The sequence below is a fragment of the Pontibacillus marinus BH030004 = DSM 16465 genome (assembly GCF_000425225.1).
Classification (GTDB): Bacteria; Bacillota; Bacilli; order Bacillales; family BH030062; genus Pontibacillus; species Pontibacillus marinus.
On sequence record NZ_AULJ01000039.1, the window covers coordinates 41353 to 55916 of the forward strand.

The 14564-nt window shown below is 39.7% G+C and carries 16 protein-coding genes, 7 tRNA genes and 1 riboswitch; of the genes, 20 read left to right on the forward strand and 3 right to left on the reverse strand.

Translation table 11 applies throughout. The annotated features are described in order from the left end of the window. The first annotated feature begins 24 nt into the window (after positions 1-24). From alr to H514_RS0109305, 12 genes are all read left to right on the forward strand, one after another. Complete coding sequence (gene alr / locus H514_RS0109250) at positions 25-1191, forward strand: alanine racemase (protein WP_027446719.1); 1167 nt, start codon at positions 25-27, stop codon at positions 1189-1191. A 168-nt stretch (positions 1192-1359) separates the two neighbouring features. Next, positions 1360-1641 carry a CopG family ribbon-helix-helix protein gene (locus tag H514_RS0109255; protein ID WP_027446720.1) on the forward strand — a complete coding sequence of 94 codons (282 nt, stop codon included), beginning with the start codon at positions 1360-1362 and terminating at the stop codon, positions 1639-1641. Between the two features lie 4 nt (positions 1642-1645). Continuing rightward, positions 1646-1996, forward strand: a complete 351-nt coding sequence (locus tag H514_RS0109260) for a type II toxin-antitoxin system PemK/MazF family toxin (protein ID WP_027446721.1) — start codon at positions 1646-1648, stop codon at positions 1994-1996. A gap of 259 nt (positions 1997-2255) precedes the next feature. Further along, positions 2256-3125 carry an RsbT co-antagonist protein RsbRA gene (locus H514_RS0109265; RefSeq protein WP_027446722.1) on the forward strand — a complete coding sequence of 290 codons (870 nt, stop codon included), beginning with the start codon at positions 2256-2258 and terminating at the stop codon, positions 3123-3125. A gap of 5 nt (positions 3126-3130) precedes the next feature. After that, a complete protein-coding gene (locus tag H514_RS0109270) occupies positions 3131-3487 on the forward strand; it encodes an STAS domain-containing protein (protein WP_027446723.1) in 357 nt (118 codons plus the stop codon). 4 nt (positions 3488-3491) lie between these two features. After that, positions 3492-3893, forward strand: coding sequence for an anti-sigma regulatory factor (locus H514_RS0109275; RefSeq protein WP_027446724.1), 402 nt, complete (start codon positions 3492-3494; stop codon positions 3891-3893). Between the two features lie 13 nt (positions 3894-3906). Further along, on the forward strand, positions 3907-4917 hold the full coding sequence (locus tag H514_RS0109280) for a PP2C family protein-serine/threonine phosphatase (protein ID WP_027446725.1): 1011 nt from the start codon (positions 3907-3909) through the stop codon (positions 4915-4917). Positions 4918-4984: 67 nt separating this feature from the next. Beyond that, positions 4985-5320 (forward strand): STAS domain-containing protein, encoded by a 336-nt coding sequence (locus H514_RS0109285; RefSeq protein WP_027446726.1) that lies wholly within the window; start codon positions 4985-4987, stop codon positions 5318-5320. Continuing rightward, positions 5320-5799, forward strand: coding sequence for an anti-sigma B factor RsbW (gene rsbW, locus H514_RS0109290; RefSeq protein WP_027446727.1), 480 nt, complete (start codon positions 5320-5322; stop codon positions 5797-5799). The genes H514_RS0109285 and rsbW overlap by 1 nt, the downstream gene beginning before the upstream one ends. Then, positions 5771-6559, forward strand: a complete 789-nt coding sequence (sigB, locus tag H514_RS0109295; RefSeq protein WP_027446728.1) for an RNA polymerase sigma factor SigB — start codon at positions 5771-5773, stop codon at positions 6557-6559. Before rsbW ends, sigB begins: the two co-directional genes overlap by 29 nt. Further along, complete coding sequence (locus tag H514_RS0109300) at positions 6559-7155, forward strand: SpoIIE family protein phosphatase (RefSeq protein WP_027446729.1); 597 nt, start codon at positions 6559-6561, stop codon at positions 7153-7155. Before sigB ends, H514_RS0109300 begins: the two co-directional genes overlap by 1 nt. 153 nt (positions 7156-7308) lie before the next feature. Further along, positions 7309-9477 (forward strand): Tex family protein, encoded by a 2169-nt coding sequence (locus H514_RS0109305; protein ID WP_027446730.1) that lies wholly within the window; start codon positions 7309-7311, stop codon positions 9475-9477. 80 nt (positions 9478-9557) lie between these two features. Here H514_RS0109305 and H514_RS0109310 read toward each other — a convergent pair whose 3' ends face one another. The 3 genes from H514_RS0109310 to cmpA form a co-directional block, all read right to left on the reverse strand. Then, positions 9558-10613, reverse strand: coding sequence for a homocysteine S-methyltransferase family protein (locus H514_RS0109310; RefSeq protein WP_027446731.1), 1056 nt, complete (start codon positions 10611-10613; stop codon positions 9558-9560). A gap of 104 nt (positions 10614-10717) precedes the next feature. Next, complete coding sequence (locus tag H514_RS0109315; protein ID WP_027446732.1) at positions 10718-12379, reverse strand: O-acetylhomoserine aminocarboxypropyltransferase/cysteine synthase family protein; 1662 nt, start codon at positions 12377-12379, stop codon at positions 10718-10720. Positions 12380-12490: 111 nt separating this feature from the next. Continuing rightward, positions 12491-12607, reverse strand: a riboswitch (SAM riboswitch). 108 nt (positions 12608-12715) lie between these two features. After that, on the reverse strand, positions 12716-12829 hold the full coding sequence (gene cmpA, locus H514_RS24645) for a cortex morphogenetic protein CmpA (RefSeq protein ID WP_154657357.1): 114 nt from the start codon (positions 12827-12829) through the stop codon (positions 12716-12718). Between the two features lie 184 nt (positions 12830-13013). Between cmpA and H514_RS0109320 the strand changes: the two genes are divergently transcribed. The 8 genes from H514_RS0109320 to H514_RS0109355 all read left to right on the forward strand — a co-directional run bounded on the left by H514_RS0109320 (position 13014) and on the right by H514_RS0109355 (position 14563). Further along, entirely contained in the window at positions 13014-13460 is a 447-nt protein-coding gene (locus H514_RS0109320; RefSeq protein WP_027446733.1) for a SprT family protein, read from the forward strand. A gap of 475 nt (positions 13461-13935) precedes the next feature. Beyond that, positions 13936-14010: transfer RNA gene (locus H514_RS0109325), tRNA-Asn, on the forward strand. Between the two features lie 2 nt (positions 14011-14012). Beyond that, positions 14013-14103, forward strand: a tRNA-Ser gene (locus H514_RS0109330). Between the two features lie 6 nt (positions 14104-14109). Then, a tRNA-Glu gene (locus H514_RS0109335) sits at positions 14110-14184 on the forward strand. A gap of 5 nt (positions 14185-14189) precedes the next feature. Further along, positions 14190-14266 (forward strand) — tRNA-Asp (locus H514_RS0109340). A gap of 7 nt (positions 14267-14273) precedes the next feature. After that, a tRNA-Gln gene (locus tag H514_RS0109345) sits at positions 14274-14348 on the forward strand. A 41-nt stretch (positions 14349-14389) separates the two neighbouring features. Continuing rightward, a tRNA-Lys gene (locus H514_RS0109350) sits at positions 14390-14465 on the forward strand. A 13-nt stretch (positions 14466-14478) separates the two neighbouring features. Then, positions 14479-14563 (forward strand) — tRNA-Leu (locus H514_RS0109355). Position 14564: the final 1 nt, after the last annotated feature.

Consider the following 14564-nt stretch of genomic DNA (forward strand, 5'->3'; position numbering starts at 1 on the left):
AAAGCATGTGAGAGGGGACCTTTGTTGTCTATTGAAACGTTTTACAGGGATTCATGGGTAGAAATTCGATTAGATGCGATAAAAGAAAATATGAAACAATTACAAAAGACTTTAGATGATAAAACGGGTATCTATGCAGTGGTTAAGGCTAATGCTTACGGGCATGGGGATGTTCAAGTAGCCCAAGCTGCTTTGGAGTCAGGTGCATATGGTTTAGCGGTCTCCTTGTTAGATGAAGCATTGATTCTACGTGAAGCAGGAGTGGAGGCACCTATTCTAGTCATGGGTTGGGTGCGTCCGGAAGATGCTCCTGTAGCTGTGAAATACAATATAACACTAACAGCATTTCAAACTGAATGGGTTGAATCTGTGAAAAATCAATCCTATGAAGGTGCACTGTCCCTACATTTAAAATGGGATTCAGGCATGGGAAGAATAGGCGTACGTACTAAAGAAGAGTTACATGAACTGCTTCTGTCATGCCAGGATGAGAAGATTCAAATAGATGGGATATTTACTCATTTTGCAACAGCAGATGAGCTGGACTTATCTTATTTTCATAAACAGCAAGAACGTTTTGAGATACTACTCGAAGAATTCAACCGTCACTGGAATGAGGATGTCGAAATCCATACAGGGAATAGTGCTGCGAGTATGAGGTTTCCAGAAAAAATGCATCACGTTGTACGTTTTGGCATAAGTATGTATGGGTTGTATCCTTCAACAGATGTGAAAGCCTTAGAGCCCATCCCTCTTCAGCCGGCATTCTCTTTGCACAGCAAACTTATTCATGTGAAGAAATTACCTAAAGGAGAGTCAATAAGTTACGGAGCAACCTATACGACGTCTTCTGAGGAATGGATTGGAACCGTTCCTCTAGGTTATGCTGACGGTTGGATACGAAAGTTGCAAGGTATGGAAGTGCTTGTAGAGGGGAAGCGTATGCCTATTGTGGGTCGGATATGTATGGACCAATTTATGGTTCGTTTAGATCAACCTTACCCTGTCGGTACCAAAGTAACTTTAATAGGTAAGCAAATGGATCAAGAGATTACAATAGATGAGATAGCTGATTACCTTGATACCATCAACTACGAAATTCCATGCATGATCAGTTATCGCGTTCCACGTATCTATGTGAAAGATAAAAACATTATTGAAGTTGATAATTCTTTGTCGGTTGAGGACTGATTTTGTAGAAATATTGGAGAGTTTATCATACGAATCCCCTAATTTTGGAATAATAAAACGAAAATTGGTATAAAATCTTGGAAGAACCTTTGCAATGACTTATTTTGAATGGTATTATTGAATAAGAATTCGATCGATATTTAGGTGTATAGTCGATGGTGGAGGTGCATGTTTGTGTCCGAAAATTCACAGGAGATCAAAATCAAATTGCCACAAAATTTATTAAATGAATTAGATGGCATGGTTGAGGAGGATAACGTGGATCGGAACGACTTTATTTACCAGGCAACAAAAATGTATTTGCGTGAACGCAAAAAGCGTCACATTCGTGAATCCATGCGTGAAGGGTACATGGAAATGGCGAAAATTAATCTAAACATTGCTTCAGAAGCTTTTCAAGCTGAAGAGGAGGCAGAAACTACCTGTGAACGTCTTGTGAGCGGGGTGTAATCCTTTGATCGTTAAAAGAGGCGACGTGTACTTTGCGGACCTTTCACCGGTCGTTGGTTCCGAGCAAGGAGGCGTACGCCCAGTTTTAATCCTTCAAAATGATATCGGTAACCGATTCAGTCCCACAGTTATTGTGGCAGCCATTACTGCGCAAATACAAAAAGCCAAACTACCTACACACGTTGAAATTGATGCCGAACGTTACGGCTTTGAACGAGATTCAGTTATTCTATTAGAGCAAATACGAACAATTGATAAACAACGACTAACAGATAAGATTACGAACTTGGATGACTCAATGATGACTAAAGTTGATGAAGCGTTGCAAATTAGTCTAGGTCTTATTGATTTTTAACCAAAAAGCTACCTTTTAAAGGTAGCTTTATTTTTTTACTGGGCATTTTATGAATTGAAGCTACTGATATTAAGGTGTAATAAAGTAGGAGAATATTGAAAGTAGCAGAAAATGTCGTTTGGTGTTAAGGTTAGTAAAACAACACTTTTCAAAAATAATTTTAGAGTTAGCAGATTATATGTTTGCTTAGCTTGTACAAAAGTGTGACAATGGACGTAATTCGAACGTTGTTTCGTGATCAGTAACAGGGGGGTTCGATATGGAAGCGAACTTGAAGGAAATCGTTCTTAACAATAGTAATGAAATCGTAAAAATGTGGTTAGAGGAAATAGAGAGAAATAGGAAACACGACTATACATCAACTATTTCTGACGAGTTATTTGAGAGTACAAACCGTGAGTTTGTAAATGTCATTTTTTCAAGTCTTGAAAAGGAAGGGCTAACGAATGACATAGAAGGATTTGCTGAACGTTTAATTAATCTAGGTTGGCCTTTGAGTTACTTAACGGACGGTATGCAAGCATTTCGAAGAGTGACGATCAATTATATCTTAAGCCAGTCTAACAAAGTTGATACAACGTATTTCTCCACCGTGTTGTCTAAAGTTGATGAATGGGTCGACCCCATAATTAACCAACTTGTAAACGAATATTCTGGTAGTTGGGAAAATATTGTCTCCCTTCAGAAAGTGGCCCTCCAAGAATTATCAGCACCTCTGATTCCTGTTATGGAAAACATCACAGTGATGCCGCTCATAGGAACCATTGATACGGAACGCGCTAAACTAATTATGGAAAATCTCCTTGATGGTGTGATCAAACACCACGCTGAGGTTGTTCTAATTGATATTACAGGTGTTCCGGTCGTAGACACAATGGTTGCTCATCATATTATACAAGCAGCTGAAGCCGTTCGCCTGGTTGGCTCTACTTGTATTCTTGTCGGTATTAGACCTGAAATTGCCCAAACAATTGTGAATCTCGGAATTGATTTGAGTAAGTTCCCAACAAAGAGTTCACTGAAAAAAGGGTTCGAATCTGCACTTGAACTAACCAATCGAAAAATTGTCGGAATTGAAAACACAAATAAAGATATAGAAGAGCTTGTAGACTCTTTGGATAGGGAGTGAAGCAAATGAGAATACCAATTTTAAAACTTCATAACTACCTATTAATATCCATTCAAATTGACTTAGATGATCAAACCGCTATTCAGTTCCAAGAAGATTTATTAAATAAGATCCATGAGAGCGGTGCTACTGGAGTGGTGATCGATCTAACATCTGTAGATATTATTGACTCATTTATTGCTAAAGTATTAGGCGATGTTGTATCCATGTCAGATTTAATGGGTGCAAAAGTAGTTCTAACAGGCATACAGCCGGCTGTTGCAATGACATTAATTGACCTGGGAATCCACTTGCAGGAAGTCCCAACTGCACTAGACTTAGAACAAGGGTTGATTAAGCTTCGACAGGAATTGGAGGAGTAGGAACATGGACTTTCAATCCTGCGTAAATATCAAAAAGGAATGGGACATTGTAGGTGCAAGGCAACTTGGCAGGGACATAGCCAAGAAAGTAGGGTTTGGTAACGTAGACCAAGCTAGAATTGCTACAGCCATCTCAGAACTTGCCAGAAACATCTATTTGTATGCCGGTAGTGGTAAAGTGTGCTTCGATGCCATTGATGAACTGAATGAAAAAGGTCTTCGAATTGTAGCGATTGATGAAGGACCTGGTATTCAAGATGTTAGTCAAGTTATGGAGGATGGATTCTCTACTTCAGGTGGATTAGGAGCCGGTCTTCCAGGAGTTAAACGTCTTATGGACGAATTTGATGTAATATCAAGGCAGGGGGAAGGGACCGAAATTAAAGTTGTGAAATGGCTCCGTTAAAGGAGGAAGTCTTATGAGTACCTTAAAGCTTGACTTACAAACTTATAAGGACTTAATGAAACAGTATATTGAAACACAAAATGAACAAGCATTGTATAATGCTGAACAATTCAGTAAGCATTCTATACAACAAAATATTTCACCAGATGAAATTATTAATGTTCATTTTCAAGCTTTAATGGAATTGTATCCGGATGTACCAGATGATATACGAAATTCTATGAACTTCCTATTGGAGACTATGATCTCTTATGGGCTGGCCTACCAGGAATATCAAGCTTTACGAGAGAAACAACTAGAACTTCAATCGGAATTATCTGTTGCAGCCAAGATGCAACAAACCCTTCTTTCGACCGTTAAGCCTGAATATAACCAATTAGATGTTGGGGCTACGAGTCATCCTGCCAAACAAATGAACGGGGATTATTATCACTTTGTTGAAGACCAAGAGGGATCATTAGGCATAGCGATAGCTGATGTGATCGGTAAAGGTGTTCCTGCAGCTCTTTGTATGTCGATGATCAAGTACTCAATGGATAGTTTCCCTGAAAAACGTATGGAACCAAGCATCGTCTTAGAAGGTATGAATCGAGTTGTCGAAAGAAACGTGGATCCAAGCATGTTCATTACAATGTTCTATGGTCTTTATGACACAAAAGATAATCGTTTCTTCTATTCCTCAGCAGGTCATGAGCCAGGTTTTTATTATTCAGCTAAAGAAGATACATTTAAAGATATCGAGGCTGAAGGCTTAGTCTTAGGTGTGGATCGAGATACGAGTTACAAACAGTTTGAACAACAGGTGGATCCAGGTGACATGATCGTATTGCTTACAGATGGTGTTACAGAATGTCGTTCTGGTGACGACTTTATTGAACGTGAGGAAATCGCAGAAGTAATTAGACATTATAAACATTTACCTGCTCAGGAGATAACCGATCAAGTTTATTCACATTTTGAACGGTTGCAGGATTTTCAACTTCGTGATGATTTTACCTTGGTTATTTTACGTCGAGAAGTTTAATAACTAAATAGATCGGGTACTTTCATTATGATGAGACTTAAATAAGATGAGCAGGAGGAGTGTTTTCATGAATTTAACGATTGATGTTGAACATAATGGAGCAGAAAAAATTGTTTCATTATCAGGTGAAATTGATGCTTATACAGCACCAAAATTAAAAGAGACTCTACTTCCTCTAACACAGGAAAGTGAAGCAACGGTCATTGTGGATTTACAACAAATCACTTACATGGACAGTACAGGTTTAGGAGTATTTATTAGTGCTCTTAAGTCTACAAAAGAATATAACAACACATTGAAGTTAGTGAACCTTCAAGATCGAGTGTATCGATTATTCAAAATCACAGGATTAACAGAAATCATTGCGATTGAAACTGATTCTACAGTTCGGGGTGGAATGTAATGTCAGAAACATTTGATTTTATAGAGGTAAAGGTACCTGCCAAACCAGAATATGTTGGTGTAGTTCGCCTAAGTACCTCTGGAATTGCTAATCGTATGGGCTTTGCGTATGACGATATTGAAGATCTGAAAGTTGCCATTTCTGAAGCGATAACGAACGCAGTTAAACATGCTTACAATGAAACTGGTGAAGGCGAGATCACAATTGGTTTTGGTGTTTATGAAAACCGTATTGAAGTGATGGTAGCCGACCACGGTGGTAGCTTTGATCTGAAGAAAGTTAAAGAAGATATTGGACCTTATCAAGAAGAAGATTCTGTGGAAGACTTACGTGAAGGTGGTTTTGGACTCTTCTTAATCGATGCCCTGATGGACAAAGTCGAAATCAATAATAAATATGGTGTGATCGTTCTAATGACGAAATACCTCCATGAAAATGAGGTGGGGCTCAATGGCGACCAAATCTCAACCACACAATAACCGTGAGGGTGAGGTTTACGAATGGATCAAACATCTTCAAGAAACTCCTGATGATGAGGTCGTTCAAGAGAAGATCGTTCATCAATATGAGGATCTCGTTCAATCCATTGCAAAAAAGTATTCCAAAAACAGTTCAATCCATGAAGATCTAGTACAAGTTGGGATGCTTGGGCTTTTAGCAGCGATTAGACGTTATGATCCTTCTTATGGAAAATCATTTGAATCGTTCGCTATTCCGACCATAATCGGTGAAATTAAACGATTTATACGAGATAAAACATGGAGTGTCCATGTGCCTCGACGCATTAAAGAACTTGGGCCTAAAATCAAAAAAGCTGCCGAAGAATTAACAGTGGATATGCAACGGTCACCATCCGTTCAAGAGATTGCTGAGTATCTAAATGTATCTGAAGAAGATGTCTTAGAGACGATGGAAATGGGCAAAAGTTATAAAGCGTTGTCTGTTGATCGTAAAATTGAGGCGGATTCAGATGGAAGTACTGTCACAATCTTAGATCTAATTGGGAATTCGGAAAAAGGCTATGACCAAATTGACCAGCAAATGCTATTGGAAAAAATATTACCAATCCTTTCAGAGAGAGAGCAGGAAATCCTTAAATGTACTTATTTTGAAAATATGAGTCAAAAGGATACTGGGGAACACTTAGGCATTTCACAAATGCATGTTTCTAGATTACAGCGCCGTGCTCTTCGTAAGTTGCGAGAAGCCTTACAATCGGATCAAACGGAGGCTTACTAGTGGAAAGCGAAGGGAATAAGGTAGAGGTTTCAGTCTACCAGAAACCTAAAAAAGGGAACTATTATTGTGGTGACAGCTACTTTTACAAGGAAACAGACAAAGAGTTTGTCTGCGCACTTGCGGATGGTTTAGGTAGCGGTGAATTTGCCAAAGAATTCTCTCAGGCCGTCATGGATGTTATTGATGAACACGTTGATGAGCCAATTGAAAAGATCATTAAAGAGTGTAACAATACGTTATCCAATAAACGAGGAGCAGTATTAGGTCTTTTAAGAATTAATTTTCAAGAAGAATGGTATTCTTTCACTTCTATTGGTAATATCGGTATAATTGTAATCCCTCCTAAAGGTAAGCGTAAACGAAACATCCCCTCAGCTGGTTATTTAACGGGTTATCATAAACCTTACAGGGTGACTCGTGATGCATTATCCCACGGTATGCTATTTTTTATGTTTTCAGATGGAGTAAATGAACGAACGTTATCCTCAAAAACATTCGTATCACCAAACCTAAATCAAATAATGGAAGACTTTAAATTGCAGCAAGAAAAAGTAATTGATGATGATACAACATTTATAGCTATGCGATACGGATAAGACCTTGGTTCTTTTAAATAAAAGGATCAAGGTCTAATTTATTTTACTGAGACCCTTATGGTATATTAGCTCCCCTTTGTTATTTGTACCGAGTAGGATTTTTGTAGTCCTTTTGATAAAATAAGGACATGATGCAGATCAAGGAGGAACACTATGACTGATGAAACGCAAATTGTTCAATGGGTAGCGAAGGAAACGGAAATCAAGTCCTCGCTTATCGATAAAGTTATTTCGTTGCTAGAGGAAGGAAACACAGTACCGTTCATCGCTCGTTACCGAAAGGAACAAACAGGTGGCTTAGATGAAGTTCAAATCAATACAATCCAAGAAAAATGGGAGTATGGCCAAAACCTATCCAAGCGTAAGGATGAGGTAATCCGTCTTATTGATGAACAAGGTAAACTAACAGATGAGTTAAAACAAAACATATTAAAAGCTGAAAAACTGCAGAAGGTCGAGGATCTTTACCGTCCGTACAAGCAAAAACGTAGAACAAGAGCGACGAAAGCAAAAGAAAAGGGTCTAGAGCCTTTGGCGCTTAAAGTCTGGAATCAAGAAGACTTTAATCTCCAGTCTGAAGCAGAACAGTACCTATCAGAGGAACATGAGTTACATAACGTTGAAGATGTTTGGGCTGGAGTGACAGACATTCTAGCTGAGTGGATTTCCGATGACCCTGCTTATCGTGAAGATATTCGAAAGCAAACGATGCAAAAAGGTAGCATTCAATCAAAAGCTAAAGAGAAAGATCAAGAAAAAGATGAGAAAGCCATTTTTGAAATGTATTACGATTACTCCGAAGCTGTTCGTTCTATTGCTTCCCATCGAGTACTTGCTTTAAACCGTGGTGAAAAAGAAGAGGTATTAAAGGTGTCTATTGAACCCCCAGTTGAATTGGTGATGGATTACTTAAAGAAACATGTGATCTCTAACCAGTCCCATCCAACCTCAAGCATTCTAGTGGGAGCAATTGAGGATAGTTACAAGCGATTAATTCAACCTTCTATTGAACGTGAAATTCGAAATTCTTTATCTGAAATTGCTGAAGACCAAGCCATTGATGTCTTTTCCAAGAACCTCCGAAACTTATTATTACAGCCGCCTTTAAAAGGGAAGGTGGTTTTAGGGGTGGACCCGGCATATCGTACAGGGTGTAAATTATCTGTGATTGATGAGACGGGTAAGGTTCAAGATATAAAAGTTGTGTATCCGACGCCACCTAAAAATGATAAACAAGGTGCAGAGAAAGTGATTCTGGAAATGACGAATAAGTTTCCGATTGAATTAGTAGCGATCGGGAATGGGACAGCCTCTCGTGAGACAGAACAATTTATCGCTGATATGATCAAAAACCATCAGTTAGATATTGCATATATGATTGTAAATGAGGCGGGGGCGAGTGTTTATTCTGCGTCACCTTTGGCTCGTGAAGAGTTCCCTGACTTGCAAGTAGAAGAAAGAAGTGCGGTTTCGATTGCCAGACGTGTTCAGGATCCACTAGCTGAACTTGTGAAGATTGATCCGAAATCTATTGGGGTTGGTCAATATCAACACGATGTGAGTCAAAAGAAACTAAACGAATCATTAACGTTTGTCGTAGAAACAGTTGTAAACCAAGTAGGGGTTAACGCAAATACTGCATCACCTTCATTGCTTCAATATGTATCTGGGCTCAGTAAGACTGTTGCGAATAATATTGTGAAAACTCGTGAGGAGAATGGAAAGTTCACAGATCGCAAGCAATTAAAGAAGATTCCTCGTTTAGGAGCTAAAACATATGAACAAAGTATTGGCTTTCTACGAATTCAAGATGGGAAACAGCCTTTAGATCGTACTCCAATTCACCCAGAAAGCTATGATGTAGCTAAAAGTTTATTGGAAATGGCTGATTGTACATCTGAAGATATTGGATCTGATCAGTTATCCCAACGTTTATCCGAGTTTGATAAATCAGCGGTAGCTGAACAATTGGATGTAGGACTCCCAACGTTACAAGACATCATGAATGCACTTGCTCAACCTGGACGAGATCCTCGTGATGATCTGCCTAAACCTTTACTAAAACAAGATGTACTATCCATGGAGGACCTGAGACAAGGGATGGAACTTCAAGGTACAGTGCGAAATGTTGTTGATTTTGGTGTGTTTGTAGATATTGGTGTAAAACAAGATGGTCTTGTTCATATTTCTAAACTAGCCAAGCGATTTGTTAAGCATCCGCTTGATGTGGTTGCTGTGGGAGACATTGTAACAATATGGGTTGAAGAAGTAGACGTAAATAAAGAACGTATTGCTTTATCCATGTTAAATCCAGCTGAATAAATTTAGCTCATATAAAAAGCCGTTTGATCGGAGTGCGAACTCCAGTCAAACGGCTTTTTGGTTAACTTTTCATAGGAAGTTTAGGCTTTATTACGATATTCTAGATTGTGCTGCTTTAATGATTCGTCATCTCCAAAAAGGAAATGCTTTTGCATGTCTGGAGAGTATTTAGAGTTAAGCGCTTTTTGTCCTACAGCTTCAGCCACCTCTCTTAGCATAGCAGGTGATGCACCGCAACATAAACCAAAGTAATTGACGCCAATATCTCTTGCTTCCTTAGCCCAACTTGCAATCTCATAACGATTACAGTAGAGAGGATCTAAGGATGTAGGGAATGTTGTCTCTGTTGGTAAGTGACAAGAGCATCCTCCGTCAGGCAAGTTGAAAAAGGTTGGGTGTTCTTCGGTTGTTCGATACGGAACAGGCAGGGCAGCTACATAGCCATCACAAGCTTCACGGATTTTCTCGACAAAGGGCTGCATTGTTTCAGGTCCGCGGAAGCAATTCATTCCGACAACCAATGCACCGTGTTCTTGTAAGAGTCTGCAAGCTTCTTCAACTGAATAACCATCACGTAAAATGTTTTCTCCCATTAATCCAAGTGTAATAACGGCAGGGAGGTCTTGCTTTTGAATTTCCTCTAATGCAATTTTAGCTTCCTCATAATAATAGAAGGTCTCTCCGTTAACAAAGTCTACCCCTTCTTCTTTACACCAGCTCACCATTTCAGCAAACATTGTTCGAACCGTCTCTTTTGACTCTGGATCCTCTGGGTCAAAAATGTTTGTGTTGGAGATGTTTCCTGCAACTAGTGCTTCTTCGTCAGGATGTTCTTGAGCAACTTCTTTTGCTAAGCGAATAGCATTACGATTTAAAGGCTCTAACAGATGTTCTTTTTCAATGATTCGCATTTTTTCACGGTGAGCGTTATAGGTGAAAGCTAATACGACATCAGAACCAGCATTCATAAAATCTCTATAGGCTTGCTTTAAAGCTTCCGGATTTTCAAGTGCTACCTCAGGCACAAAAGTACCAGCTTGTAAGTAACCTCTACGCTCTAATTCAAATAAATATCCCTCTCCACAAACTACGGGTCCATCTTGTAGGCGTTCTTGTAAACTTCTTTTCTTTGTCATTTTGCTCTCTCCTTTATTGTGAGTTCATAAATGTCTACGATCTATCTATCGTTTAAGGCTCAAATACACATTGGGAACGATTCCTTGTAAGTCACCTATGGGAATTAGACTTCTTTTCGAAGACGTACTGCCTCCTGATAAAGGTCACCTATAACATTCGTCTTCGTTTTCAGACCTACGTTACTAGAACCCTGTCCCTCGGTGTAAAGGTAAATATTTGTCGGTTGTAGTCTTGCAACAGTTGTTGAATATTGTTCTAACTCTTCCTCACTAAAAGCGTATAATATATCAATTGGCTCTTGATTATCTAAACCTGCTGCTTGTATAACTTCAAATCCTAATCGCCTTAATTTTGTAAGGTCAGGTAATGAATGTTGAGATGATTCAATAGTAGCGATTGTTTTGCGTCGAACACTTCCATCACTAGATCTATGGATGGAAGAAGCGAGTGCTTGAGTTTCTTTCTTTGAATGATCCTGGCTCAATGTTCCGGTTGCTTGTGCGATGGCTTGGTCTAAATCAGAAATCAGGTCATCGATGTCCTCTAGTCCAACTGATAGGCGAATTAATTGTTCTGAAACTCCTGCCCTTTGTAAGTCTTCAGCACTTAACTGTTGGTGCGTTGTAGTAGCGGGGTGTATGATTAGAGATTTTGCATCTCCTACATTTGCAACGTGTGACCATAGAGAGACATGATCAATCAGTTGTTTTCCTTCTTCTCGTCCGCCTTTTAGCCCGAAAACTATGATGGATCCAAATCCTTCTTTAAAATACTTTTGTGCTAAATGGTGTGTAGCGTGATCTTCTAACCCAGTGTATTGGACCCAATCAACCTGAGGGTGTTCATTCAAATGGCGTGCAATGGATTCAGCGTTTTCACTATGCTTTTTTATTCGAATAGGTAATGTTTCTAAGCCTTGTAAGAATAAAAAGGCACTGTGTGGACTTAAACAAGCGCCCAGGTCACTTAAAAGTCTTGTTCGTAACCTTGTTGCGTACGCAACTGGTCCAAGATCTGCGAAGCGTAAGTTGTACGTTTCATCTATGGTGGTAAATGAAGGAAACTTGGAGTTGTCCCAGTTAAAACGTCCACCATCTACAACTATTCCTCCAATTGTAGTGCCGTGTCCTCCGATCCATTTAGTTGCTGAATGAATTACGATATCTGCTCCCCACCTGAGAGGCTGGCAAATAATAGGACTGGCAAATGTGTTATCAACGATGAGTGGTACTTGAAATTCATGTGCAATATCAGCAACGAGTTCAATGTCGAGGACCTGTAAGCTTGGATTACCAATGATCTCACTAAAGACTGCCTTTGTATTAGGGGTGATAGCTTCACGTAATTCACTAGCCTGGTTGGTGTCGACAAATTTAACTGAAATGCCATACTTAGGTAATGTGTGTCTGAAAAGATTGTAAGTACCACCGTATAAATCATTCGAGGTTATAATTTCGTCACCGGCCTCGGCCACGTTTAAAATAGCTAACAATATCGCAGACATACCTGATGATGTTGCTACTGCAGCAGCTCCATCTTCTAAAAGTGAAACACGTTGTTCGAATGCAGCCACAGTTGGATTGCCTGTGCGCGAGTACGTATTACCAGGCTGCTCTAAAGCAAATACATCTTGAGCGTGTTGGGTGTTTTCAAATGCATAAGATGTTGTTTGGTAAATAGGAACAGCTAGCGCCCCGGTTGTAGGATCTGAGGTTTGGCCGCCATGTAGACTTAAAGTTTCATGGTTATATTGTTGAGTTGTCATACGAAACCTCCTATGAAAAATCGAATTAGTGAGAAGAGGATCAGAAATAATAGACATAGAAAAACCCTCTTCATAAGAAGAGGGTTCATTAAATGTATGAGTAGAGTCCTCTCCTTATCTCTCAGATCATTAAAGACCTGTAGGAATTGGCACCTTATTCAAACCGTTTCTGTTTGAATGGTTGCCGGGCGTCGTAGGGCCTAATCCCTCAGCCACTCTTGATAAGAATGTAAGAAAATATGTTTTTTTAAAAGCTTGTTTAGCATTATAAAGCGTTAATTAATTAGAGTCAATAAATATTTAGAAAATTTCGTTTTATAAGAAAATACTTAAGGATTAAGAACAATGTTTTTTTCTATAGAAGTACCAACATTGGTTTAGTATTCGGATTTGATATAAATCTTTATTTAAATAAGCTCGCATGAGTTGATTTTTTAACCAACTAGGCATTGGTTTAACCGCCTTTCTCTCTTAATGTAAAGAAGAAATCGTTAGACAATGACCTTGTATTAATCGTTATTAATCTATACATTATGGTGAGCTGACCTTTTGCTTGGGTGATATTGAATTTGGATGGAATTAAAGTTAACTTAGAATATGCATGCAATAGCCTAGATGTGAATGAGGAGATATTATGAATCAAACAGTGTTAAAAGAATGGGTAAATGAAATATCAGAGCATTGGTTTGGTAAGCCATATCCAGATGAAGTGGTGATGAATGCACGATTGCGTACAACAGGAGGGAGGTATATCCCCAAGTATAGACGGATTGAGCTCAACCCTAAATATTTGGAAGAACAAGGCGAGGAGGAATTCATAGGCATTATTAAACATGAGTTGTGCCATTATCATTTGCATGTGGAAGGGAAGGGGTACCAGCATCGAGATCGTGAATTTAAGGAACTAATGCGAGAAACAAATTCGCCGAGACATTGTAAACCTCTCCCATCGAAAGCGCAGGATAGAAAGCATGAGTATCAATGTGAGTCTTGTTCTATGACTTATAAAAGGGTAAGGAGAGTGGATGTTAAACGCTATCGTTGTGGGAAGTGTAAGGGGAAATTAAAAAAGATTCATTAACTTATTGACGGGACCCTCCGTCCGTGTTAAATTATATAAGCCGTCGAAAAAACGGACAAAACACAACAGTAATCGCGAATGATTTTTTATTAAAAACCATTTGACACAGCACGAAAGCTGTTGTAAGATATTTATCGTCGCAAGTTAAACAAGCGACAGCGAACAGCACATTGAAACAAAAAACTTAAATCAATTCTTGCATTAAACAAGAAGAGATGTTAAAGTTATTAACTGTGCTTGATTGAAGGGGAAGCTTTTGAACAAGCAGGAAAAGGACCTTTAACATTTAATATTATTCCAACGTAGCTCAGTGGTAGAGGATCCGTAAACAACGGTGTTCACACATCAACGTAGGATCTGCGAGGAGCAGCCCATCAACTAGTAGAGTAATCTTGGGTCGTAACGAGCACAAAAGGAATAACTTCGAGAGTAAGCACCTGAATCTCAAAAAAAGCTGGTGCACATTTAATATTATTCCAACGTAGCTCAGTGGTAGAGCTATCGGCTGTTAACCGATCGGTCGCAGGTTCGAATCCTGCCGTTGGAGCCAATGGAGAAGTACTCAAGTGGCTGAAGAGGCGCCCCTGCTAAGGGTGTAGGTCGCGTAAGCGGCGCGAGGGTTCAAATCCCTCCTTCTCCGCCATTTCATGGCCCGTTGGTCAAGTGGTTAAGACACCGCCCTTTCACGGCGGTAACACGGGTTCGAATCCCGTACGGGTCACCATGGAAGGTCCGGTAGTTCAGTTGGTTAGAATGCCTGCCTGTCACGCAGGAGGTCGCGGGTTCGAGTCCCGTCCGGACCGCCATCTTTTTTGGGCCATAGCCAAGCGGTAAGGCAACGGTTTTTGGTACCGTCATGCGCTGGTTCGAATCCAGCTGGCCCAGCCAAGATTCATTATTATAGAACATTGATTTACACATTAAATTGTGAGCCATTAGCTCAGTTGGTAGAGCATCTGACTTTTAATCAGAGGGTCGGAGGTTCGAATCCTCCATGGCTCACCACTTTTCACACTAAGCGGGTGTGGCGGAATTGGCAGACGCGCTAGACTTAGGATCTAGTGTCTCTTGACGTGGGGGTTCAAGTCCCTCCACCCGCACCAT

Excerpts from the sequence above, each read along its gene's own strand:
- H514_RS0109255 (WP_027446720.1), top strand. The coding sequence starts at position 1,360 with ATGTTTGTGTCCGAAAATTCACAGGAGATCAAAATCAAATTGCCACAA.
- sigB (WP_027446728.1), top strand. The coding sequence starts at position 5,771 with ATGGCGACCAAATCTCAACCACACAATAACCGTGAGGGTGAGGTTTAC.
- H514_RS0109305 (WP_027446730.1), top strand. The coding sequence starts at position 7,309 with ATGACTGATGAAACGCAAATTGTTCAATGGGTAGCGAAGGAAACGGAA.
- H514_RS0109270 (WP_027446723.1), top strand. The coding sequence starts at position 3,131 with ATGAGAATACCAATTTTAAAACTTCATAACTACCTATTAATATCCATT.
- H514_RS0109275 (WP_027446724.1), top strand. The coding sequence starts at position 3,492 with ATGGACTTTCAATCCTGCGTAAATATCAAAAAGGAATGGGACATTGTA.
- cmpA (WP_154657357.1), bottom strand. The coding sequence starts at position 12,829 with ATGCCTAGTTGGTTAAAAAATCAACTCATGCGAGCTTATTTAAATAAA.
- H514_RS0109320 (WP_027446733.1), top strand. The coding sequence starts at position 13,014 with ATGAATCAAACAGTGTTAAAAGAATGGGTAAATGAAATATCAGAGCAT.
- H514_RS0109310 (WP_027446731.1), bottom strand. The coding sequence starts at position 10,613 with ATGACAAAGAAAAGAAGTTTACAAGAACGCCTACAAGATGGACCCGTA.
- H514_RS0109285 (WP_027446726.1), top strand. The coding sequence starts at position 4,985 with ATGAATTTAACGATTGATGTTGAACATAATGGAGCAGAAAAAATTGTT.
- rsbW (WP_027446727.1), top strand. The coding sequence starts at position 5,320 with ATGTCAGAAACATTTGATTTTATAGAGGTAAAGGTACCTGCCAAACCA.
- H514_RS0109315 (WP_027446732.1), bottom strand. The coding sequence starts at position 12,379 with ATGACAACTCAACAATATAACCATGAAACTTTAAGTCTACATGGCGGC.
- H514_RS0109280 (WP_027446725.1), top strand. The coding sequence starts at position 3,907 with ATGAGTACCTTAAAGCTTGACTTACAAACTTATAAGGACTTAATGAAA.
- H514_RS0109265 (WP_027446722.1), top strand. The coding sequence starts at position 2,256 with ATGGAAGCGAACTTGAAGGAAATCGTTCTTAACAATAGTAATGAAATC.